Here is a 23,938-nt window from a genome sequence, read left to right as displayed (position 1 = left end):
GACCAATTGTTACGTTGATCAGTCCATCACCCCTAGGGTGGACAATTTTTCCTATTCTCACTGTTTGTATTCCGAAAAGAAAAGCCGTTTCAGCCTCATCAGACACTTATATTTCTGCGTTTTGGCATTATCGGCGTTGGTGTAGCCAAACTTTTCGGTAATTTCCTGCATACTCAAATGCTGGATATAAAAATCGTCTAATAACGTTCGACAAGGTTCACCAAGCCTATCGAGCGAGTCAGCCATCAATGTAAACTGCCGATCTCGCTCTTCGTGCTCCGACATATCATCGCTAATCTGTTCTGCAGCGAGATCGTCGGAAGCAGGTGACTCTATATCACGTACCATATATCTGCTACGTTGCGCTAATTGCTTTAACCACAACCGCCTGCATACCGAATAAAGATATGTTTTCAACTGGCAGTGTAGTTCGAGCGAACCGCTTCTTACTTTCTCGAACAATACAATCAGCGCTTCCTGGTAAATATCCTTGGCGTCATCTTCACTCCCGCTGTTATTGGTTATGAAATGAAGCACCATCGGAAAATACTGGCGATATAATTGCATCAGCGCGTCGTCAGAGCCCTCGGCCAAACCCGTCAGCAACTCGTCATCAGTCCATACGGGTAGCCTGTTTTCCTTCATTGGTTGAGTTATTACTTAATACAAAAAAGCCCCTAGACGTAACCCAAAAAAAAATAAAAAAAGTTGGGTTACCTTTTTTCCTATCGAGTATTAAGGTTGACATTTATTCATAAACGCTAAACAAAAACATTCTCAAAACTATGAAAGCAATCACGAAATCCGCCTTCTTTTTCATGGCTATGATCGCCCTGGCTACGTCTTGCAGCTCGAAAAAGACCGAAACCACCGAAACCACCACAACCACGACGACGGATTCTTCTTCGACGATGGCTACGGATTCTACGATGGCTACGGATTCTGCTTCGACGATGTCTGCTGATAGCGCGAAGTAATTTTGCTAAGGCACAACTGCCGGTATTAATTGCCGACAACGCTATAAACGATTGGAAGCTCCCTGATTATTTGGGGAGCTTTTGCTTTTCCATGAACAGCCATTCTATTACGTAGCACTGGAAGAATTGCTACTACCGATTACTTACTCTTCACTACGTTAACACCAATTTCAGACTATTCATTTCAGTAGTTGGCGATGCTCGTTCATATAGAATGCAATAGACAGCTCGTGTTATGGGCATGTCGACGTTAAATTTCTGGTTGATTTCATGAATACTTTTGACAGCGTAATAACCTTCAGCAATCATATTCATCTCTGCCTGAGCCGATTGAATTGTATAGCCTCGACCAATGAGCGTGCCGAATGTACGATTCCGGCTAAATGGCGAATACGCCGTAACAAGTAAGTCGCCGAGGTACGCAGAGCCACTCAGATCACGGTGCTTCGGGTATACGGCATCAACGAATCGTTTTATTTCCTGCATAGCGTTCGAAACAAGCACCGCCTGAAAATTATCACCATAGCCTAATCCACGAGTAATACCGCAAGCCAGCGCAATAATATTTTTCATTACGGCAGCATACTCGATACCATAAATGTCATCTACAGGAGTTGTCTGCACAAACCGACAGTAAAGCAACTCAGCAACCCGTTTGGCACAGACCGGATCGGGGGATGCTATGGTTAAGTAAGATTGTTTTTCCAGCGCTACTTCCTCGGCATGGCACGGCCCGGCAATAACCGCCATTCGCTCCATCGGAACACTGTACTGATCACTTACCCAATCTGTCACTAATTGATTGGCCGCTGGAACCATACCTTTTATAGCCGAAATAATGTATTTCCCGGCAAAATGAACAGGCGTAAGTCCTTTAAGCGCATCACTAATAAAGGCCGCTGGAACAGCCAGAATGATAAACTCACTATCACGAACAGCATCCCGAATTTTTGTGCAGACTTTTACCTTACGCGTATTTATCTGTACATCACTGAGATAACTAGGGTTATGGCCAAATTTTTTGATATGTTCCGCATCTGATGATTTGCGAAGCCACCACTTAATGCTGACGTTGTTTTCGGAAAGGATTTTAACGAGCGCTGTAGCCCAGCTCCCTCCTCCTACCATTGTCAGTCGAACTGGTTGTGTTTGTTTCATGCAGCAAACTTAACGGAAGTAAGGTTAATCAGTACGTTTACCCTTTTTATATAAGTAGAAGCGATTCATGAAGGTTTTGAATTCATAAAACGAAAACGCCCGGCAATTACCGGGCGCTACGTAGTATTTTATCAGACGATTGCTAGTTCACTACGTTAATTGTCATCCTCTTTATCCTCTTCTTTTTTCTTTTTATCCTTATTAGGATCTCGTTTTACAACCAGTTGCCCATTTTTCAATTTCTTGGAAACGGCAATGAATGGTCCCGAAACAATCTGCTCACCTGGTTTTAGCCCTGATAAGATTTCAATATTTTCGAAATCGCTAATCCCCGTTTTTACTTCACGTTGCGTAGCTTTCCCACCCACGTTTACAAAAACAATTTCTTTAGGTCTTTCTTTTTTCTCTGCCTGATTCGTTGGCTTCTCATCAACCGTACCGCTACGTCGATCTTCCATTTTCTCGGTATTAAATGCAGTTGAGTCGGCGGCACGGGTTGTAACGGCGGCAATCGGAACAGACAATACGTTCGATTTACGGTCGGTGATAATTTCGACGGAGGCCGTCATGCCCGGCTTAAATGGATAGCCTTTTTTATCTTTCAATGCCAATAAATCAGCATAGGATTCATTCAGAATTTTCACCTTTACCTCGAACTCAGTAACAGCATCGGTTGATACAGAAGCGGCTGCGGCTGCTCCCGATGAACTAGCCAGTCCATTGGCCGTATTGGCAATTTCATAAACAATTCCTTTGAACTTTCGTCCGGCCGTGGTATATGAATCGACTTCAATATCAGCCGTATCGCCCAGGTTCACACGTACAATATCATTTTCATTGACATTCACCCGCACCTCCATATTCTGAAGATTGGCAATACGCATAATCTCTGTTCCAGCCATCTGCGACGTACCAACAACACGCTCTCCTAATTCGATATTGAGTTTCGATACAGTGCCGTTTACCGGGCAGTAAATGGTGGTTTTTCGGAGATTCTCATTTGCATCACGTAGATTGGCTTCGGCACTTTGAATATTGAACTGAGCTGCCCGAACGCTGGCTTTTGACGCTTCGACTTCCTGTTGTGCTACGTTGTAATTTGCTTCGCTGGTTTCTAAATCGGCGGAAGAAATAACTTTATCGGCAAACAGTTTCCGGTTTCTATCGTAATCCGCTTTAGCCCGAATAAGTCTTGCATTCGATTGCGCTACCGATGCTTTTGACTGTTCCAACTGCGCCCGGCTTTGGTTAACGGTGGCTTTTGCCCGTGCCATCATCGATTCGTAGTTATCGGGGCGGATACGGCACAAAAGTTGTCCCGCTTTTACCGGATCGCCTTCATTTACATACAGACCAATAATCTCGCCTGATACGTCGGGGCTAATCTTAACTTCAACCTGCGGCTGAACCCGTCCTGACGCCGTAACCCGTTCAACAATATTTGTACGTTTAACCAGCGCAAAATCAACTTCTGTTGCTTCTGGTTTACCAATAAGCCCGGCTTCTTTAGCGGCAAAAAGCCCACCAGCAATTAAAACAATTAATCCTCCTAAACTCCACCAGATGCGGTTCGACTTCTTCATAATTAGCGAAAGAGCGAAAGAGTGAATGAGCGACTTCTCGTTCTGCCATAAGACTCCGACGTACTACCCAAATTGAATAGGTGCTCTTTCGATGTCTGTTACGACACTCCTTCGCTCTTTCGCTTAATTAATACCAAGCGGTTTATTTTGATAAAAATCTAAAATTTTTGTCCGAAATACATAATCATATTTAGCCTGTACAAGACTGGCACGTGCTCGGTCGAGGTTAGTTTTGGCAATGCTATAATCTGTAGCATTGATAGCGCCTGCATTCAACCGGCTTTCAGCTATCTGAAACGCCCGCTCCAATGAAGCTACCTGCGCCTGTGTGGCTTTATACCGGTTAGCTCCCGCCCGCATGCTCGTATAAGCTGTTTCAATCTGCTGACGTAGCGTTAAGCGGGTGTTCAAGGCATTTAGTTCGGCATTTTGCTGCTGAATCTTAGCCGTTGTGATGCGGTTTCGCGACAAATTACCCTGAAAAATTGGAACCCGCAAAAACAGCGAAAGCGACTGGCTAAAGTTATTTCTTAATTGGGTGCCATACGTAATTCCATTAACATCAAAACCTTGAATAGGAGCGTTAACGGGAAGCTGAGCACCTGTTACAGGATCAACGAAATAGCCAACCGTTGCCTGACCAACTATTTGTCCATTCTGTGTTCGTGTACTAGCTGCACTTGAGTAGATTGTACTTAGTCCTCCGTTCAGCGATAAGGTCGGATAAAGCCCCCCTTTGGCAACTTCTATGCCCAGATTGGCACTTTTAACCCGTAAATCAGCTCCTTTCACTTCAGGAAGGTTGGTCGATGCAATGTCGTACAGTTGCTGCACCGACGCCGTATATGGGTCTAAACCAATGTCAGGAACGTTGACCGGCTCTACGTCAAACGCCTGATTGATCGGTACATTCATGGCTTGAAGCAATGCAACCTTTGCCAGATCGAGCGTATTCTGAGCATTCACAATATCGACATCGTTACCTGCCAATGTTGCCCGAAGTTCAAACAGATTGGCTTCAGGTGCCGAACCCGCATTTACCAGACGCTCCATACGCTCCAGTTGGGCCCGTGTTACGTCGGCCTGCCGTTGCGCAACGGCCAGCTGTTCCGTTCCCGTCAATACGTTGAGGTAGTTTTGCGCCACTGTTAGCGCTACATTGTTCAGGGTTGCACTCAACTCCTGCTCACTGGCCTGAAGCGCTATATTATTTTGCTTGACCGTACTACGTAGTACTCCTCCATTGAAGATCGTAGCCGACGCATTGAATTGAAAACTACTCGAATTAATTGTCTGCTGGACGAATGCGTTAGATTGCGGGTTAATGCTATAGCCACCATTTAGCCCCTGATTTCCTTGAAAAACAGCACTTGGCAACTGGTTCAGCCGCGACTGGCGGAATTGAAGGTCAGCATTGGCCACCGTCAGTTTTCCCTGCCGAACCAAAATATTGTTCTGCTGGGCTATCTCCACACATTGCTGCAAGTTCAGCTTCGATGCGGTACTGGCAACGGTGTTGTTGGAGGAGGCTACTGGCGCTCCGGTCTGCGCGTACGTTGCCGACAAACCTGTCGTTAGCACTAAGGCCAATGCGATCCGTATCTGTTTCCACGCCACTTGATTATACATATTTTTGATGGTTCAATGTTACAAACTTACCTTCGGCCCGACTATCAATTTGGGATAAACGGCGCAAACTAAGCATGTTTCTGGTTTATAATTCGGATGTACTTCACGAGAACGATTTTCGGCTGTCGGTCAACGACCGGGCTTTTCAATATGGCGACGGCCTATTCGAGACAATTCGGTTTGAGCAACATACGGTTTGGTTCTGGCAAGATCACTTCGACCGGCTTTCGTCAGGAATGGCTGCATTAGGGCTTCGGCTCCCTGACCACCTTACGTCAGCAACTTTTCATCAGCATATTCTCGATCTGATTTCGACCAATAACTTGTCGGAACAAACGGTACGTATCAAGATTCAGGTGTGGCGGCAACCGGGTGGACTATATACCCCTGCTACGTATCGGGCCAATATGCTTATTACGGTTCGGGCAGGGCAGCCCTTTTCAATTACCGATAAAAGTTTGGCGGGTATTTATGATACGTTGCGCCTTACGGTTTCGCCTGTTTCTGCTTTTAAAACCCTAAGTGCTCTTCCTTATGTGCTGGCAGGTTCTTTCCGGCAGCAAAACAGATTCGATGACGTTATTCTGCTCGATACCAACGGAAATCTGGCAGAATGTCTGGCATCGAATCTGTTTTGGTATGCCAACCAAACCCTCTATACGCCTTCGCTTGAAACAGGGTGTATCAATGGCATTCTTCGTCGGCAATTGCTACGTTTAGCACCTGAATTAGGAATTTCTGCTGTAGAAGATTTATATAAATCCGACGTACTTGCTCAGGCCGATGCCATCTTCTGCACAAACGTAATGGGCATCCAGTGGCTACGTACCATAAGCGGCCTTCATACCAGCCTGAACAGTAGTTCGTTTGCTTCAGCCCAATCGCTACTTAACCCCTTCTTCGCTCAGCTTCACAGCTGAATCGTCGAGCCAGCCGTCTTTCAGACGAAGGATACGTGTTCCATATTCAGCATTGATTTCAGAATGAGTTACCTGTACAATTGTCACACCATCTTTCTGGTTTAGCTCGCGGAATAACTCCATAATATCACGAGCCTGGTCAGAGTGAAGGTTACCGGTTGGCTCATCGGCAAAGATTACTCTCGGCCCTGCCGCCAATGCCCGCGCAATGCCCACAAGCTGCTGCTGGCCGCCCGACAGTTGCGCCGGAAACAAATCTTTCTTGGCAACCATGTTGAACCGGTCGAGCAACTCGGCTACGCGGCTTTTACGCTCCGAACCGCTTAGGCCTTTGTAAAGCAATGGCGTCTCGATGTTTTCATATACCGTCAACTCGTCGATGAGGTGATAGGCCTGAAACACAAAACCAATCTGAGTCCGGTGCAGTTCAGTACGTCGTTTTTCAGAAAGCTTCTGAACAGGCTGATCGTCAAAGAAATAGTCACCTTCCGACGGCTCTTCAAGCAGGCCCAGAATGTGTAACAACGTTGACTTGCCCGATCCAGACGGCCCCATGATTGACACAAATTCGCCTTGGTTAATGTCGAGACTAACATTACGCAACACATAAACCCGCCCGAATCCGGCAGGGTAATATTTCGAGACGTTGCGGAGTTGAATCATAATTGGTTACTTTGAAATGATTTATTAGTTCAGGTAATCGCTAATTAACTATCCGGTATACGATGTCGTAACTATGTTCAGTTACACTTAACTGTTTTTCTCTGGGTAAATCAAGCGCCGTGCCAGTTTCCTACATTACTGATAAATAACAAGTTACAAACACAAGCATTGCGTTCATCGTCCGCTACCGGACAACGATTCTTTGAAACCGGACATCTTTTCTTTTAGAGCGTGCAACTTACTCACTGATTTCTTCATCTTCTCAAAAAAGACAAACAACTTATCTCATGAAAGCTATTTTCCTTGCGCTTATCCTCTTCACAGCAAATGCCAATTTCATTAGCGACGACGACTGGAAAAAAGACCGTTCTGTTTCGGGTTTTACAGGTGTTAGCGTAAGCAGTGGTATCGACTTATATCTGACTCAGGGAAACTCAGAAAAGCTTACCCTCGATGTAAAAGGCGTTGATGAAGACCGTGTGAGATCGGAAGTTAAAAATGGCGTTCTAAAACTTTATATCGAACGTAAAGGATTCAGTGGTTGGAATTTAGGACGTAGCAATTACGTAAAAGCGTACCTGACGTTCAAACAGTTGACCAACTTACAGGCATCGGGCGGTGCTGACGTGTTCGGGCAGGGGAAATTATCATTCAACGACCTAAATCTGGATGCATCAGGCGGTGCCGACGTAAAACTTGACCTGAAAGCGGACGAGCTAAACGTATCAGCATCAGGCGGAGCTGACGCCGTAATTCAGGGAACGGCACGCATGCTGAATGCCAATGGTTCGGGCGGAGCCGATCTCGATGCTCGGAATCTACTAACTGAAGTTTGTAATGCAAACTCTTCGGGTGGTTCAGATGTATACGTAAACGCTAGTAAAGAGCTGACAATGAAAGCTTCCGGTGGTGCCGACATTTACTATTCTGGTTCGGCCAAAATACTAGCGAAAAGTAAATCAGGTGGTGCCGATATTAGCCGGAGAGACTAAAAAAAGAGCGAAAGAGTGAACGACTGACAAAGTGAAAGAGTAATTTTGTGTGTTTTCCATCAGAGTAATTCTGGCGAAATGCTTTCAACTTCTGTTGCGGCACTCTTGCGCCATTTCACTCTTTCACTCTTTCGCTCTTTAAATTTTGACTCCCACAGTAGGTATTCTTGGCGGAGGGCAACTCGGCCTGATGCTTTTACAAGCCGCTATCGACTGGAACCTTCGTGTTCATATTCTTGACCCCGATGCCGAAGCGCCGTGCCGCCATCTTTGTACGCAATTTTCACAGGGTTCGCTAACTGATTACGATACGGTTTATCAGTTTGGCCAATCGGTCGACGTACTTACTATCGAAATCGAGCGGGTCAATGTTGAAGCCCTTGAAGCACTCGAACGCGAAGGCAAACGGGTGTATCCACAGCCATCGGTCATTCGAACAATTCAGGATAAACGGCTTCAGAAGCAATTCTACACCGCCAATAATCTGCCGACTGCCGACTACGTATTGACCGAAAACCGCGCCGACGTAGCACTGGTCGATATTCAGCAACCCGATTTCCTTCCTGCTTTCCATAAGTTAGGACGTGATGGTTATGATGGTCGGGGTGTACAACGTATTACGTCAGTCGCCGATGTCGGAAAAGCGTTCGACGCACCGGGCATTCTCGAAAAAGCCGTTGATTTCGAAAAAGAGCTAGCCGTTATTGTGGCACGTAACGAGCGCGGTGACGTACAGACTTTTCCGACCGTAGAGATGGTGTTTCACCCTGAATTAAATCTGGTCGAATACCTCTTCGCTCCTGCCGAAATCTCTCCCGAGATTAACAAAAAAGCACAGGAAATTGCCCAACGTACTGCCGATGCGTTTGGCATTGTGGGACTTCTTGCGGTAGAATTGTTTCTGGATAAGCAAGGAAACGTATTGATCAACGAAGTGGCTCCTCGTCCGCACAACAGTGGCCATCATACGATACGGGCCAACGTAACGTCGCAGTTTGAGCAGCACTGGCGCGCCATTCTGAATTATCCGCTTGGTGATACGTCGGCTTATCAACCTGCGGCTATGGTCAATCTGCTAGGCGAAGATGGACACACAGGCCCTGCCATTTATGACGGTCTGGAAAATCTGCTAGCTATTCCGGGGGTATTTCCATTTTTCTACGGGAAAGCCATCACAAAGCCGTTTCGCAAAATGGGACACGTAACGGTTATGGACAATTCATTGAATGCGCTACGTACTAAAGTAGAAGACGTAAAAGCTGGAATTCGGGTAATCACATAGCTACCTGATTACCCGAAAATCCAGTCAAGGTCGAGTGTTAATTCTGGGAAAATCGCCGATGTTGCTTTGGCTCCCTGCTCATATACGTTGTACTCCGTATAGACGCCGTTTTCGAGCACATAGGTGTAGATTTCCTGACTCTTAGGCACTGCAATCCAGTATTCACGCACCCCTGCCGATTCATACAAATCGAATTTTTCATTAAAATCCTTTTTGTGTGTCGATGGCGACGTGATCTCAACAATCCAGTCGGGTGGACCAACGCAACCAAAGTCATCTATTTTAGCTGGATCACAAATAACACAGATATCTGGCTGCACAACCGTATAAATTCGATTATTGAAACCCGGCTCATAATCCGGATTCGGTAACCGCACATCAAACGGGGCTGAAAAGACTTCGTATGATTTATCCCCAAAATGATTCAGTAAATCACGTAAAATCCGCATAGCAATACGTTGATGCTTAGCGCGTGGAGCTGGAGACATGTCGTAAAACTTGCCTTTAATCAGTTCTACGCTCTGTTCAAACCGCCATTTCAGGTAATCGGCATACGTATACGTACCGTTTGGGTCGAGTTGCGAAAGTTCAGTGATCATAGCTTTTCTACAATTTGACGGTCTTACATGATTAGATTGTCTCAGACAGCAAGCTGCTGTCTGAGACAATTAATTAATCAATCTATTCATTTAGCATCAAAGCTACAAAACCTCAACGACCTATTCCACCCAGTTTGTCAACGTACCGATACCGTCAATTGTGATACTGATTTCGTCGCCGGAACGTAGCGTAAAATCGTCGGATGGAACAATTCCGGTACCGGTCATCAGAAAACAACCGTTGGCAAATGAGCACTCACGATATAGGTAATCAACAAGTTCGACATGCTGCCGTTTCATTTGGGTGATGGCAATACTCTGCGTAAAAACAGCCTGTTCATTTCGAATAATTTCTAAGTGAATTTCCGAGTAAGGATCTATCGGCGATTCTGGCACGTACAGACACGGCCCCAATGCGGCACTCCCATCGTATGATTTCGCCTGTGGCAAATACAGCGGATTTTCACCCTCGATGCTACGTGAACTCATGTCATTTCCGCAGGTGTAACCAACAATTTTACCCGACGACGTAATGAACAGCGTTAATTCAGGTTCTGGTACGTTCCAGGTTGAGTCGGCTCGAATACGAACGTTATCGCCCGGCCCAACCACACGTTCGGGCGTTGCCTTGAAAAACAACTCTGGCCGATCAGCATCATAAACACGGTCGTAGAAATTATCACCACCGGCTTTTTTCGATTCTTCCATCCGCGCATCACGACTACGCAGATACGTAACGCCCGATGCCCAAACCTCCTGTCGTTCAATGGGCGCCAGCAGACTTGTTTGAATCCATGCTTTATAGTAATTGTCGGGTATGGCGGATTCGGTTAGTCGCCGTAAAAAAGCGTGCAAATCGTCCCGATTAATCAATGAATCCCAATCGGTAGCGGGCACGGAATAATATTTATCATTTGATTCAAGAACGAATCCGGAGCTGGTTTTATAGAGTTTCATGAAGACTGGATTTGTGGGCAATTATAGCGTTGATTGGCTAATTTTTTCAGAAAAAGATGTTATCTTAGTTAGTCTACTGTGAAGTCTAATGCTGCAAAAAACCCGGGGAATTGCCCTCAGTTATATTCGTTACCGCGAAACATCGATTATTGCTCGTATTTACACCGAAGAATTCGGATTGCAAAGCTATCTGGTAAACGGCGTCCGCTCGGCCCGAAGCAAGAATAATAAAATTGCGTTGTTTCAGCCGCTTACGCTATTGGATATGGTTGTTTATAACAAACCTGACCGTGATCTGCACCGATTATCGGAGATGAAAACGGGCCACCCGTTTCAGAGTTTACCGTTTGAAGTCAGTAAATCGACGATTGCCATGTTCGTGACTGAAATGCTGAACAAAGTTCTGAAAGAGGAAGCCGCGAACCCGATGCTCTACCGTTTTCTTATCGATTCTGTGTTATTTCTTGAAAACGCGAGGAGCAATTATGAGAACTTTCACCTCGCTTTTCTCTTAAAACTATCGTTTTTTCTGGGTTTCGGCCCAGAATCGGCTCGCGAATTTGACAGTCAGCTTCGCGAAAACTCGTATCCATTTCTGTCCGATACCGAAATGGATACCGCGCTGAATATTATGCTACGTCTGCCACTTGGTACGCCCATCAAATTAAGTCGTTCGGCACGTAATGAATTACTCGATGCGCTGGTGGCGTATTATCAGATTCACATCGACACGATTGGCGAAGTGAAATCACTCCCGGTGCTACGTGAGGTGTTGACTTAAATTTTACGTTTCAACTCGAAATGCTGACCCAGATAAAGCCGACGAACCTGCTCATCGCTTGCCAGCTCTTCGGCAGAGCCCTGTTTCAGAATTTTCCCTTCAAAGAGCAGATAGGCGCGATCTGTGATGGATAGGGTTTCGTTTACGTTGTGGTCGGTAATAAGAATGCCAATGTTACGATGCTTTAGCTTGGCTACAATGCTCTGAATATCTTCAACCGCAATTGGGTCGACGCCCGCAAATGGCTCGTCCAGCAAAATAAATTTGGGATCAACCGCCAGTGCACGAGCAATTTCAGTACGTCGACGTTCGCCACCCGACAACACTTTACCTTTGCTTTTCCTTACGTGTGTAAGGCTAAATTCTTCCAACAGTTCTTCTACTTTTTCGCGTTGTTCCCGTTTGGGTAGGTTGGTCATTTCGAGCACCGCTAATACGTTTTCCTCAACGGTTAAGTCACGAAAAACAGATGCTTCCTGCGCCAGATAGCCTAGACCAAGCCGAGCACGTTTATACATAGGCAGGTCTGTTACATCTGTTGAGTCAATAAATACCTTGCCACTGTTGGGCTTTACGAGACCAACAGCCATGTAAAACGATGTTGTTTTACCAGCACCATTTGGCCCAAGCAAACCAACGATTTCGCCCGTTTCGACCTGATACGATACGTTATTATTAACAAGCCGCGAGCCGTATTTCTTTATTAAATTTTCAGTTCTAAGAATCATTTGTTCGATGCAGAGGTATCTATTCCCCTCTGTATAGTCAATACAAAATCTGTAGTTACGTCGAGCGCAGTAGCAATCTGCTCAATAGTCAAAACACCTAAACGCAGCAATCCTTTCACCGCTTCACGTTGTGTTTCCTGCATACCAACCTGACGGCCTTCCTGTATACCAACCTGACGGCCTTCCTGTATACCAACCTGACGACCTTCCTGTATACCAACCTGACGACCTTCCTGTATACCAACCTGTCGACCTTCTTTCAATCCTTCTTTCAATCCTTCCTGCACTCCACGCAGTAATGCTTCTTCGGCACCTTTCTGCTTACCCTGTAAGTACCGGATGTCTGTTTCTAAATCATACACAATTGCCATAGCCTCAAATTGTTCAATAACAACTGACTGAATATTACGCAATTTCGATAGCACTTCTATTTGGCGAAAAAATTTACCTAACGCCAATTGACTTGGTTCAATAGCTTTAATCGCATTCAATATTTGCTGAACCACTTTTACGGGCGGTTCGTTGCCCATATTGCCAAGAATAGCTAGCACCATTTCCTCGGGCTTATCCGTGTTCAGAAAATCACTATAGGGAACATCGACAACATTTCGGACGTGAAATCGAAATAATAAATCTTCCTGTTCCAGCTCACGACGCATTCGGGCAGGCCGACTGCCAATGTAAAAAACGTACTGCTTTATGGGCAATTTATATTTTCCATATAACTGGGCTGCGTAGAACAACATACGTGAAAGCATATCTGGTTCGTCGCGAGTTTGAAATTCCAGTTGCAGAACAAACAAGCCATCTCCAGCCGCATTCGTAACCATCTTCAAGAAGTCAGGTTTGCGTTCGATGGTATATTGAAGGTCATCAGGAATTTCAATCAACCCTTCCGGCTCGGGCAGTGCAAGCACCTTTCGGGCCAATGGAAGCAGAATACCTTCGATATTTTCCTTGATAATCTTATCGTAATCCTGTCCCATGTAACTGATTAACAGCGAATATCTTTCAACATCAACTGCAACAGTACGTTCCCGTTGTAAAAATTCTGCTCTACGTGGTAGCAAATCGAAAATGGCGTATCTCCCCGAAGTTGTCGGGCCAAATGTCCCATTCCGAAACCAACGGCTGTTAATACGTGTCCTGAATGTTGTTGCCGCACTTTAATTTTCAGGTGTTTTTCTTTCATAATATACGGTTCATCAACCAGATACACGTCTTCAGTGATAAATACCGGCGGCATATTATGAGGGCCAAAAGGACCCATCTGCTTCACAATTCTGACGAGTTTATCCGAAATCTCATTGAAATCGAGGGGCAAATCAATATCAACCAATGGCGTCAGATGTTCGTCTTTTATTTTGCGCGAAACCACCTCTTCAAATTTCTGCCGAAACGCGTCGATCTTATCGACCGACATAGTCATTCCGGCGGCAAACGTATGTCCACCAAACTGTTCCAGCAAATCGGAACATTCTTCAATCGCTTCATATACATCAAAGCCAGGCACCGACCTTGCCGAACCTGCCGCTTTATCGTTCGATTGCGTCAGAATAATCGTTGGTCGATGAAAATGCTCGATACAACGGGAAGCCACAATGCCGATTACGCCTTTATGCCACGTAGCGTCGAACAGTACCGTACTTTTGGCATGAAGCAATGTTTCGTTTCCGCGAATCATTTCTAATGCCTGCTCGGTCATGCTACTGTCGTATTCGCGTCGGCTAGTATTGTGTTTATTGATCGCCATGGCAAATTCATCAGCCTCTGTTTCTGACTCAGCCAGCAACAACTGCACCGCAGCTTTCGCGTGCTGAATCCGGCCCGCTGCGTTGATACGTGGTCCTAGTCCAAAAACCAGATTAGTAATATCCAGTTCGCGCGAAAAGCCAGCCACTTTAATTAACGCTTTTAACCCGATACGTGGTTTCGAATTAAGATATTTTAAGCCATAATAGGCCATAACCCGATTCTCTCCGGTCACGGGTACGATGTCGGATGCAATACTAACCGCCACTAAATCCAGACTTGGAAAAAGCAATGCCAGATCAATCTCAGATTCTATACAGAATGCCTGAAGCAACTTAAAGCCAACTCCACAACCGCTTAATTCTTTGTATGGATATAAACAATCATCGCGTTTAGGATCGAGCACAGCGGCAGCATCGGGCAACTCAGAACCGGGGCGGTGGTGATCGCAGATAATAAAATCGACACCTAATTCTTTCGCTTCAGCAACGCGATCAATTGATTTAATACCACAATCGAGCGCAATTATCAGCGTAAACCCATTATCGGCCGCCCACTGAATTCCCTGTTTCGAGATTCCGTAACCTTCCTTATAACGATCGGGAATGTAATAATCCAGTTGAGCGTGGTATTTCTTCAGAAAGCTATAAACCAGTGCCACCGACGTAGTACCATCGACATCGTAATCACCATATATCAGAATTTTTTCGGGTCGTTCTGGCTGCATTGCCTGTTGCAGGCGCGCAATAGCCTTGTCCATATCTTTCATGGCAAAAGGATCATGCAAATGCCCCATTTCTGGTCGAAAAAACGTTCGAGCTTCGTCGTAGGTGTGTACACTACGTTGTACGAGCAACGTAGCTAACGCCGAACTAATACCCAGCGATTGAGTTAATGAATCGATAGCGGCCAATTGTTCTTCTGAATCAGGAAACGGTCTAATGATCCATCGTTTAGTGGGCGGGGGCGGCTGGGCTATCATACTTGTAAAAATAAACCGGTTTTTATAAAATCGCTACGTTATGCGCTATCTGCTTTTTCTGTTTGGCCTGTCTATGACTGTTTCCAGACCCGTACCGTCACCGCTTAAAACCAACTTAACGGTTGAGATTCAAAATGTTCAACCCTTAAAAGGAACTGTATTTGTGGCGCTATTCAAACCAGGAAAAGATTTTCCAGATGGGCAGCCAATCGATGGAAAAAAGGTAGAAGCCTCCAGTGCTAGCGTTCGTGCCAGTTTTTCAGTAGACCCGGGTACGTATGCCGTAGCTATTTTTCACGACGAAAACGCTAATGGTAAGATGGATAAGAAAATGTTTGGCATTCCGAAAGAACCCTATGGTTTCAGCAATAATTTCCGACCTAAAATGTCGGCTCCTAAATTCAGCGATTGTCAGTTTGACGTCGGCAATAGCAGCAAAACGATTCAGATTGCCTTAAAGAAATTTTAGAAGTGACTGGTGCTACGTTGGTTTTAGACCGAAAACTAAAGCAATCCGCTTTCACTCAACACCACACAAGAATTTCATTACCTTTCGCCAGAAACAAAAAAAGAACCTAACTTCTTTACCAGCAATGGACGAACAGTCGGCTCCCCCTATTTTTTACGAACGAGGTAATCAACGGTTCGTCAACCTTGAATTTGTTAAATTCCTTGCCGATAATGATCTGATTCTTGAGTCGCCACGAGGTGGCTTACTACTAGGTCCTTCGCACGAAGAAGGCGGCATTCAGGTTATCGCGTTTGCGAATAAAGAGTGTTTCTGGATTGACCAATATCAGGGCTGGGAATATCTGATGAATCCGTTTGCTACGCAGTCGAATCAGGAAGAATTGCAGCAAATCAATACGTCCTCTCCCCAAAATGGGCTATCATTCGAGCCGTACGAGGTCTCTGCTAATATCACTACGCTCGACTGTCGGCCTGTCATGATCCACGGATTTCCTTTCGCCAAATGGTTATTGGTTGGTGGCGTAGAACAACAATTAATAACTCGTGAAGCAACCAAACAGCATCTTGACCATCTGAATTCCATTAACGAATCAACCTGGCAGAAAATACAGGGGTAGTCTAGACCATTCTCCCCTTTTATGCTATTCATCTGAGCATAATCCTGACTTCATTAACCGACGTATCACTATAAAAAAATCCAACTCATCAATGGGCTGGATTTTTTTATAGTGATACGTATATAGGTAGCTTGTTTATCGACTACCAGTCAGCGAACTGGTAACGCCCTGCTGGACCACTGTGAAGTTAACCGATGATTTGGTAGCAGTGCCAACTTTTGTTGTCCGAGCTTCCTCATTATACAGCTCAACATTGGTCGCATTACCACTCAGATAGACAGGAAAGGTTTGATCATTCAGAGTAGCCGTTCCCTGTTTCACAAAAAACCGGGCATTGGTCGTGTTGCTATTTTGCCGCGTAAAGGTGATGGTGCCACTTATGCCGTTCGATGGCAGATTAATTGTTTGTGAGTCCTGAATAACCTGCGTCAACGTATAGGTACCATCAATGGTTGCGGCCAGATCGGGGTTGGGTTCTTCACCTTTTTTACAACCCGAAAAGCATAGCGTGACCACAATACAAAAGAAAAGTAAGTTTTTCATGAGTATAAGAATTAGTTGCTAATCCCCTAATATATCGCGTTCTATACAGAACATGAATGTATGATAATTGAATCTATCGACCGGGAAAGCTTGACGGTCCGTTTATTTCCCAAAATTTTATCTATTTCTATCTCAAGCCATTGCTAACATTTATATAACAACCACATCCTGTATATAAAAACAGAAATACCTAACATAATTCTACCAACCCGCGTATTCAGGTTTTAACCGTTTCAATTATATATCGGCCCATACCGTACATAAATCCGTTGCGGTAGGCTTTTACGTCAAATTCAATTGAATTATTTCTGTCAGACAACACTTAATCCGCAATGCATCCATTAAGGGTATTTAACAGAATTATAACAAACGAACCAAAACTTTTTGTATCTTTGTCCGGCAAATAACACAACCTGCTATTTGCTCATGAGCTTAGATACCAGCAAGTTTCTCTACGAGGCTCTTACTTACGACGACGTACTCCTTCTTCCTGCTTATTCGGAAGTTCTTCCCCGCGATACGCAAACCGTCACCCAACTTACCCGCAACATCCAGTTAAACATTCCGCTGATATCGGCAGCGATGGATACCGTTACCGAATCTGCACTAGCCATTGCCATGGCGCAGGAAGGTGGTATTGGCATGATCCACAAAAACATGAGCATCGAAGCTCAGGCCGATCAGGTTCGGAAAGTAAAACGGTCGGAAAGCGGCATGATTATCGACCCGATTACGTTGCTCGAAAGCGCTACGTTGGGCGATGCGCACAAAATCATGCGCGAGTTTAAAATTGGGGGTATTCCGGTAGTTGATGAGAGCGGTAAACTAGTCGGAATTCTGACTAACCGTGATTTACGCTTCCAGAACGATCTTACAAAACCTGTCACCGACATTATGACCCGCGAAAAGCTGATAACGGCGCATCAGGGTCTTACGTTAGAAGAAGCTGAAAGCATTCTTCAACAGTATCGGATTGAAAAACTTCCTATCGTCGACGACAATTACATCCTTGTCGGACTGATTACGTATAAAGATATTCTTAAAAAGAAAAGCCATCCAAATGCCTGTAAAGACGAATTAGGTCGTTTACGTGTTGGTGCCGCAGTAGGCGTAACGCCCGATCTTACCCGACGTATCGAAGCACTGGTAAAAGCCGGTGTCGATGTAATCAGTGTTGATACAGCTCATGGCCATTCGAAAGGTGTATTGGATGCAGTACGTGGCATTAAACAACAGTTTCCGAAACTTCAGGTCATTGCCGGTAACGTAGCAACTGGCGAAGGCGCTAAAGCGCTGGCCGATGCAGGTGCCGATGCCGTTAAGGTTGGTGTTGGACCCGGAAGTATCTGTACAACACGTATCATTGCCGGTATTGGTATGCCGCAGCTCACAGCCGTTTACGAATCCGCAAAAGCATTGCAGGGCACCGGTGTACCCGTAATTGCAGACGGTGGCATTCGTTTCTCAGGCGATATCACTAAAGCGTTGGCAGGTGGAGCGAGCACGGTTATGATTGGCTCACTATTAGCCGGTACTGAAGAGGCCCCCGGCGAAGTTGTACTTTATGAAGGACGTCGATTTAAGACGTATCGGGGCATGGGTTCGGTCGAAGCCATGGAAGATGGTTCGAAAGACCGTTATTTTCAGGATGCCGAAGACGACATCAAGAAACTTGTACCAGAAGGTATTGTTGGCCGTGTACCCTTCAAAGGCAAAGTTTCTGAGATTGTTTATCAGATGGTTGGCGGTCTGAAGGCTGGCATGGGTTACTGTGGCGCTATCGACATTCCGACGCTACAGCAGGCCAAATTCGTTAAGATTACAACGGCGGGTTCGCGCGAAAGCCATCCGCATGACATCCAGATACAAAAAGAAGCACCGAATTATTCGTCAAGATAATTCGATGCTCCCTGAACCTAGGCCTGAGAAGAAATCCTTCTCAGGCTTTTTAATTTACAAGCTTTACTTTTCCAGTTCCACTCACTATTACTCGGCCACCACTTAACAGTTTAACCCGTTGTTTAGATAGGCCTGTATAACCTGTTGGTACAGTTACCGCATGAGAAACCTCTACCGGAAGCGAACCGTCGGGAACACAATTGCAGTTCCAAGTGCTGGCAGCATTCCAATTCCCTACCTGCACCGAATTAAAGGCGGTAAACACGGCTATTGTTACCGTTACATTTGCACTAGGGCCGCTTAAACAATTCCCCCGCTGGCAACGAGCGTAGTATTGCGTAGTAACGGTGGGTGAAACAGGCATACTAACCTCTACGTTGTCGCTGGTGCGATACCATTTCAGAATAGAGCCAGGATCAGTACACCCAGTGGCATTGAGCGTAATCGAAGTGCCCGCTGTTACGGTAGTACTACCTGATGCTACTGGAGCGGCATTACTCAAAATGGTGAACGTAGTAGCCGTGCGGCACGCATCTAACCCAGGACTAGATACATAGAACGTAGTGATACCAGCAGTATTCGTGTTGGGGATGCCCGAACCAGATACACCAACCGGATTAAAAACAGTACTACTGGCTAAAGGCGATCCTCCAGTTGCAGTAGCATACCAATTGGGGGCACCTAGAGAAAATACGGGCGCGCTCAACCTGAACGTAAAGTTCCCAGTTATTCCTGTAGCATAGGTAGATACTACGACAACATAGGTTGTACCAGCCGTAAGGGTATGCGTAAATTTAGACAAGTAGACGACCCCATCGTCGTCAACACTTCGAAGAAAGTTAGTAGCAGGACTGCCTGGGTTAAACGATGTTTCGTATAGCGATAAAAAGGAGTCGTTATTTGTGAAAGTGGAGCCAGTTACTTCGAACGTCTGAACACCACTAGTAGGAGCCGTAAACGAAAAAGCCTGGTAATAAACCGTTGGCCCACCACTTACGTAGGTCGTTGTATTGGTTAAGGTATTATTACGTACATAGGTCGGGGAACTGGTTGTCAGTGCACCATTAAATGTATTTAACAAACGAATTGGAGCTTCAAGCCCCTGCCCGGAAGGGACTGTCCCATTCTGACAGATTGAATAAGAAGCTACCGTAGGCACTAGAACAGGATTAACGACCACACTAATCACTTGCGTAGCAGATGCTGGTTGGCCCGAACATACGGCAGAGCTAGTAGTCAATGTAAATGAATACTGAACCGTAATCGGGTCATTGGTTGTGTTGATCAGCGTTTCATTTATTACTGCCAAATTCGCAGTGGCACTACCATTGCTAATACCGGCTACAGCATTCCGCTGCCAACGGAACGTGTTTGTACTTGAGCCATTCGATACACCAGTATACGAAAAGGGAGTTCCTGTACAGGCTATGGCTGCAGTAGGAGAAATCAGCCCGAACCCATCAATCGGCGTAAAGCTTTCGGTAACCACCCGGTCATTGGTCGATGAACCTGTAGACGCACCACCCCCCAAACCCCGACGAGCAAACGCCTGACCAATTACACATTGATATCGCCCACCAAAAAGCATCCGATCAGCCTGAAGAATGGCATCCCGTGCCTGTACGAAACTTGGGCTACAAGGCTGTAACCGAAGCCCTTCATTTACCAGTTTAAAAGCTGCTACGTTACCCCGCATGTCCGCTACGTTGCTGGGTGTATTATAAACGTTGGGGTCGATGAAGTTATCATTCATTATAATGGCCCAAGTCATATCCCACAACATTGTTGCCCAGATAGAACCGATACCGTGTGGTCTTGGAAAAGTCGATGCATGTGCATTGTTTACTTTCCCATACGTAACAGGACCATTAACGTTCACCATGTCATATGAATACTGGTAAGGACGAATACCAGGGCCTGTTGTGGATTGTCCTAATGCGTATGTACCTATACCCCTTGGAATGTTAGCGCTTGCCAGATTAGGACTCAGCGACGCCCAATTAGTGGTAAGCATTAAACCCAGAAAGTCACTCCATCCTTCTCCGCCTTGCTCCGCATTATCCAGACATGACGAGTTGGCCGGGCCGCCAGTCAATCGGATTGACCAGCCATGACCGTATTCATGAGCAATAATACCATTGTCGAAATCGCCATCGGGTTGATTGGCCGATGTCCACAGATACATCTGCATACGGCCATTTTGACCATCTGGTGGCGTATCGAAATTGGCATTATCGGTTCCGCCACCATCCTGCGCATCGGCATACACAAAATCGTTACCCAATCCACCACGGCCACCGTTGTTATTCTGAAAATTACCACTAGGCTCATCGAAACCGAACTTATAGAGCACATCGTGAATCAGGTTGTTCCAGTAAAACAGGTTGGTAATGGCGGCAGACTGGTTGCCAGCCGCCGTATTTGGCCCAGCCGTGTAAGGAAAGTTGAACTCCAATGTCGCTGATCCAGGACTAAAACCCGTACCATCATTATCATTAACATCTTCCTGCGCCCACACATTATTGCCCCGCGTTATAGAATAGCTACTCACACCATCATGATGCCAGCCATTGGTGGGGCCAGGGCCTGTGCCCGTTGTTACAAACCGATTGTAGGGATTGACCGACTCCGTGCGCGAACCAAACGTAGGACTCTCCACGGGGTAATCAAATACTGTGTAGCCATTGGCAGTGAATACTTTAGACTCTTTCTTGACACCAAAATACTGCGCATCACCTGACAACGTAGCACCTTTACACTCGTGAGGAGCTTTCAGATGGTTAGGTGTACCAAAATCGCAGCGAACGATCTCATCTACTTTCCGTAGAATCTCTCCCGACGTAGCATCCACATGAATGTTCCATCTATTTTTTCCATCTTTAGTCAACAATCGAACGCCCCAACTCAACGCCAGCCTATCGAGTCTCGACTCTCCTTTACCTTCTTTCTCAACTGGCAACCAGTAAAGCTTCACATCAATCTTCTCGTTCGATAATTCAGACAGCGAATAAGTAGCTCGGGTCAACGTACCGTCTGCCAGCTTCGTTGCGGTCAATTCCTGAATTGGCGCAAAGCTGGTCATAGCTAATCCGACGTTCGATGCCGCTTTTTGTAAGGCCATTACCGGACTGATGGCACTCTTTACAGTACCCATCTTAGGAAATAGTCCAAGGCTAGACACAAAATTATGATTCATGTAGGAAACCTGATTATTCATCAGCACTACGTTCATCATACGGTTATAGACCTCGATATTCTGGAAAGCTTGGTTGAAATAAACGTGATACCAGCCTGTGGAGGGTGACAGGTACGAGCTGGAAACGGTAAGCCCGTCGATGTCGGTTGGAGCCAATTTTTGTTGCTGCACATTGGCTGCTACGTATTGTCGAGCCGTTTCTACCTGTGCCTGAGCATGTAGCCGTGTTGAATCCAAAATCCCGGCAACAAGCATAGATATACAAGGAAAGAAATATTTTCTCGCCTGACAGTAAAGGTGTTTCATAAAAAGAGGGGAAATCGAGAATAAAAAACCGCTTAAAAGCGGTTTGAATTGACAACAAGATAACTATCATTTTAATAGACCAGTAAAATACAGGTTCATTATACACCTATAATTGTGTATTCGGTCATATTCCAACTACATCATGGGCTATAAATAAATTAATAGCTGTTTTTTACTACCCCTAATCTATGCACTTTAGATCACTATAGCTCATGATTCGTTGCCAAATTATGGGATTCTATATACTCTAATCGTTCGTCGTTGGTTTCGGTAGAATCAGTCAGGATAAACGGACAAACTGTGCATGACGTAGCACCCACCTGTTTATGCCATCGGCATTGTGATCGAATAGCGCAAAACGGCAATGCCGCTGGCTCGGCCAGATGTGCATTTAGAGCCATAACCATGTCAATAACTCCGCATCGGCCTTCCCGCCATTGGTTACAGCCAGATTTTACACATCGATTTGCAAACCGAAAATGTCGTTCAGGCGCTTCGATAGACGTAACAGCTTCCGTTAATTCAGCAGTTAGCAACTCAGGTTCAGCTAGAAAACCAACCGATTTATCTGGCCGAACAACGCCCAGCAGCAACGCGCCTTCTTCGGCGCGTGCGCTAGGACAAAGCGTGGTGGTAGGCGTTATCATCGCGATTAAAAGCCTTGTACACCTTTTTGCAGCATTTCCTGCTGAATCTTCACTTCATCGAGACTAACCCGAAAGTCATCGCCAAGTGCCTTGATCCAATACCCTTTCCAACGAATTGACGGAATAACCACATGCGGGCCACCTCCGCCAGGAAATGGATTTCCTCCCCCGCCAACGGGGCCATCATTTCCATCAGGATCATCGGGATTTGGATAGCCAGCCAGTGCCGATGCAACAACTGATTGAATGCCCGCTGCAATTTTGTTTTCGAGCTGGGCCGGAAGTTTCATACCACTTAGCAATATGTGGAATTCGCTGCCTTTACTGTTTTTACGCGTTTCCATATCTGAGAAGTTATTATTGGTGAAAACTTCTCAAAAGTCACTGAATATCAGCGGTGATTTTAGCGCAGAAGTGCGGAACTTATCTAACGTATTAATGCCTGATTTTTAGCTACGTAGCCCTACGTTACCCTCGAAAATAGACGTAAGAATACGTGGCACCGAATAGACTCAAGGTTCGAGATAATGTACTGCGCTGATGGTTCCGTGTGTTGTAAGGTTCACTTCCCGAATGCCAATTTTATAATTATCGACGGCAAATCCGGGCGTATCCTGTTTCATCTGATAAAACGTCGACGGCGAAACAAGCACAAGCAGATTACCTCGCTGAACTAATTTTTCAACATGGTAATGCCCACAAATAACCGTGACATGGCAAGGCAATTCACGTATCATGTCCAGAAACCGTTCACTTTCCCGAAACGGATATTTCGTATCCATAAACAGAACGTCGGCCGGAAGCGGAGGGTGGTGCATAAAAATCACTACGTTGGTATCGCGCAGTGCTTTCATATAATCTCCTAACCATGCCCACTGTTCTTCAGAAAATTCACCTTTACTGGAGTCAAGAAATAAGGCTGGTCTACCTTCTAGTGGCAAGGCGTAATAAAGTTCACGCTCATTCAGATTGTGTATCAGCTTAAACACACTGGCCATCATCGCCGAATCGTCGTGATTCCCTGCAATGACAAAGTATGGGTACGGCAGTTTATCCAGTTCTCTTTTTGCCCAATGATAAATTGCTTCGTCGCCCCCCTTATTGCTGATATCTCCGCCAACGACAACACAATTGGGTTTTAGCTCACTTAAATAAGCCAGAGCCTTCTGAAAATTATGACGCACATCGACATTCGACGGATTTTCCCCCTCTGCATCGAGGTGCATATCGGTAATAAATGCTATTCTCATTGGAAA

At 45.6% G+C, this 23,938-nt stretch carries 23 protein-coding genes; 8 read left to right on the top strand and 15 right to left on the bottom strand.

Annotated elements, in window-relative coordinates; all coding sequences use genetic code 11:
• Positions 1-57: 57 nt before the first annotated feature.
• Positions 58-645: an RNA polymerase sigma factor gene (locus ACYVD4_RS22035; RefSeq protein WP_460949429.1), complete on the bottom strand. Its 588-nt coding sequence runs from the start codon at positions 643-645 to the stop codon at positions 58-60.
• A gap of 140 nt (positions 646-785) precedes the next feature.
• On the opposite strand from ACYVD4_RS22035, the gene ACYVD4_RS22030 reads away from it, so the two are divergent.
• The gene (locus ACYVD4_RS22030; protein WP_460949428.1) at positions 786-977 is read left to right on the top strand and encodes a hypothetical protein; all 192 of its coding nucleotides are present in this window, start codon (positions 786-788) and stop codon (positions 975-977) included.
• 153 nt (positions 978-1,130) lie between these two features.
• Here ACYVD4_RS22030 and ACYVD4_RS22025 read toward each other — a convergent pair whose 3' ends face one another.
• From ACYVD4_RS22025 to ACYVD4_RS22015, 3 genes are all read right to left on the bottom strand, one after another.
• Entirely contained in the window at positions 1,131-2,135 is a 1,005-nt protein-coding gene (locus ACYVD4_RS22025) for an NAD(P)H-dependent glycerol-3-phosphate dehydrogenase (RefSeq protein ID WP_460949427.1), read from the bottom strand.
• A 155-nt stretch (positions 2,136-2,290) separates the two neighbouring features.
• Positions 2,291-3,721 (bottom strand): efflux RND transporter periplasmic adaptor subunit, encoded by a 1,431-nt coding sequence (locus tag ACYVD4_RS22020; protein WP_460950075.1) that lies wholly within the window; start codon positions 3,719-3,721, stop codon positions 2,291-2,293.
• A gap of 120 nt (positions 3,722-3,841) precedes the next feature.
• Positions 3,842-5,347, bottom strand: a complete 1,506-nt coding sequence (locus ACYVD4_RS22015; protein ID WP_460949425.1) for a TolC family protein — start codon at positions 5,345-5,347, stop codon at positions 3,842-3,844.
• Positions 5,348-5,421: 74 nt separating this feature from the next.
• Between ACYVD4_RS22015 and ACYVD4_RS22010 the strand changes: the two genes are divergently transcribed.
• On the top strand, positions 5,422-6,267 hold the full coding sequence (locus ACYVD4_RS22010; protein ID WP_460949424.1) for an aminotransferase class IV: 846 nt from the start codon (positions 5,422-5,424) through the stop codon (positions 6,265-6,267).
• Here the strand turns inward: ACYVD4_RS22010 and ACYVD4_RS22005 are convergent.
• Entirely contained in the window at positions 6,232-6,930 is a 699-nt protein-coding gene (locus ACYVD4_RS22005) for an ABC transporter ATP-binding protein (protein ID WP_460949422.1), read from the bottom strand. The genes ACYVD4_RS22010 and ACYVD4_RS22005 overlap by 36 nt on opposite strands.
• A 287-nt stretch (positions 6,931-7,217) precedes the next feature.
• On the opposite strand from ACYVD4_RS22005, the gene ACYVD4_RS22000 reads away from it, so the two are divergent.
• On the top strand, positions 7,218-7,922 hold the full coding sequence (locus ACYVD4_RS22000; RefSeq protein ID WP_460949420.1) for a head GIN domain-containing protein: 705 nt from the start codon (positions 7,218-7,220) through the stop codon (positions 7,920-7,922).
• A gap of 145 nt (positions 7,923-8,067) precedes the next feature.
• Positions 8,068-9,204: a 5-(carboxyamino)imidazole ribonucleotide synthase gene (locus ACYVD4_RS21995; RefSeq protein ID WP_460949418.1), complete on the top strand. Its 1,137-nt coding sequence runs from the start codon at positions 8,068-8,070 to the stop codon at positions 9,202-9,204.
• Between the two features lie 8 nt (positions 9,205-9,212).
• Here ACYVD4_RS21995 and ACYVD4_RS21990 read toward each other — a convergent pair whose 3' ends face one another.
• Both ACYVD4_RS21990 and ACYVD4_RS21985 read right to left on the bottom strand, forming a co-directional pair.
• On the bottom strand, positions 9,213-9,803 hold the full coding sequence (locus tag ACYVD4_RS21990; protein WP_460949417.1) for a Uma2 family endonuclease: 591 nt from the start codon (positions 9,801-9,803) through the stop codon (positions 9,213-9,215).
• 120 nt (positions 9,804-9,923) lie between these two features.
• Positions 9,924-10,760: a fumarylacetoacetate hydrolase family protein gene (locus ACYVD4_RS21985; RefSeq protein WP_460949416.1), complete on the bottom strand. Its 837-nt coding sequence runs from the start codon at positions 10,758-10,760 to the stop codon at positions 9,924-9,926.
• An 88-nt stretch (positions 10,761-10,848) separates the two neighbouring features.
• Here ACYVD4_RS21985 and recO point away from each other — a divergent pair, with 88 nt between their 5' ends.
• A complete protein-coding gene (gene recO, locus ACYVD4_RS21980) occupies positions 10,849-11,541 on the top strand; it encodes a DNA repair protein RecO (RefSeq protein ID WP_460949414.1) in 693 nt (230 codons plus the stop codon).
• On the opposite strand, the gene lptB is transcribed toward recO, so the two are convergent.
• From lptB to recJ, 3 genes are read right to left on the bottom strand one after another with little or no spacing between them, the layout of a single operon-like run.
• Positions 11,538-12,269 (bottom strand): LPS export ABC transporter ATP-binding protein, encoded by a 732-nt coding sequence (gene lptB, locus ACYVD4_RS21975; RefSeq protein ID WP_460949412.1) that lies wholly within the window; start codon positions 12,267-12,269, stop codon positions 11,538-11,540. The genes recO and lptB overlap by 4 nt on opposite strands.
• Positions 12,266-13,255: an RpnC/YadD family protein gene (locus ACYVD4_RS21970; RefSeq protein WP_460949411.1), complete on the bottom strand. Its 990-nt coding sequence runs from the start codon at positions 13,253-13,255 to the stop codon at positions 12,266-12,268. Before ACYVD4_RS21970 ends, lptB begins: the two co-directional genes overlap by 4 nt.
• 8 nt (positions 13,256-13,263) lie before the next feature.
• Positions 13,264-15,003: a single-stranded-DNA-specific exonuclease RecJ gene (recJ, locus tag ACYVD4_RS21965; protein WP_460949410.1), complete on the bottom strand. Its 1,740-nt coding sequence runs from the start codon at positions 15,001-15,003 to the stop codon at positions 13,264-13,266.
• A 40-nt stretch (positions 15,004-15,043) separates the two neighbouring features.
• On the opposite strand from recJ, the gene ACYVD4_RS21960 reads away from it, so the two are divergent.
• Both ACYVD4_RS21960 and ACYVD4_RS21955 read left to right on the top strand, forming a co-directional pair.
• A complete protein-coding gene (locus ACYVD4_RS21960; RefSeq protein ID WP_460949408.1) occupies positions 15,044-15,472 on the top strand; it encodes a DUF2141 domain-containing protein in 429 nt (142 codons plus the stop codon).
• A gap of 124 nt (positions 15,473-15,596) precedes the next feature.
• A complete protein-coding gene (locus ACYVD4_RS21955; protein ID WP_460949406.1) occupies positions 15,597-16,091 on the top strand; it encodes a hypothetical protein in 495 nt (164 codons plus the stop codon).
• Positions 16,092-16,226: 135 nt separating this feature from the next.
• On the opposite strand, the gene ACYVD4_RS21950 is transcribed toward ACYVD4_RS21955, so the two are convergent.
• Entirely contained in the window at positions 16,227-16,634 is a 408-nt protein-coding gene (locus ACYVD4_RS21950) for a hypothetical protein (RefSeq protein WP_460949404.1), read from the bottom strand.
• 426 nt (positions 16,635-17,060) lie between these two features.
• Here ACYVD4_RS21950 and guaB point away from each other — a divergent pair, with 426 nt between their 5' ends.
• Complete coding sequence (gene guaB / locus ACYVD4_RS21945) at positions 17,061-18,533, top strand: IMP dehydrogenase (protein ID WP_460949402.1); 1,473 nt, start codon at positions 17,061-17,063, stop codon at positions 18,531-18,533.
• A gap of 49 nt (positions 18,534-18,582) precedes the next feature.
• On the opposite strand, the gene ACYVD4_RS21940 is transcribed toward guaB, so the two are convergent.
• From ACYVD4_RS21940 to ACYVD4_RS21925, 4 genes are all read right to left on the bottom strand, one after another.
• Complete coding sequence (locus tag ACYVD4_RS21940; RefSeq protein WP_460949401.1) at positions 18,583-21,984, bottom strand: M36 family metallopeptidase; 3,402 nt, start codon at positions 21,982-21,984, stop codon at positions 18,583-18,585.
• 254 nt (positions 21,985-22,238) lie between these two features.
• Entirely contained in the window at positions 22,239-22,682 is a 444-nt protein-coding gene (locus ACYVD4_RS21935; protein ID WP_460949400.1) for a hypothetical protein, read from the bottom strand.
• A 5-nt stretch (positions 22,683-22,687) separates the two neighbouring features.
• Positions 22,688-23,026, bottom strand: coding sequence for a hypothetical protein (locus tag ACYVD4_RS21930; RefSeq protein WP_460949398.1), 339 nt, complete (start codon positions 23,024-23,026; stop codon positions 22,688-22,690).
• Between the two features lie 168 nt (positions 23,027-23,194).
• Entirely contained in the window at positions 23,195-23,932 is a 738-nt protein-coding gene (locus ACYVD4_RS21925; RefSeq protein ID WP_460949397.1) for a metallophosphoesterase family protein, read from the bottom strand.
• Positions 23,933-23,938: the final 6 nt, after the last annotated feature.

This window comes from Spirosoma daeguense (genome assembly GCF_054776875.1).
This window is presented reverse-complemented; position numbering and strand designations above follow the sequence as displayed.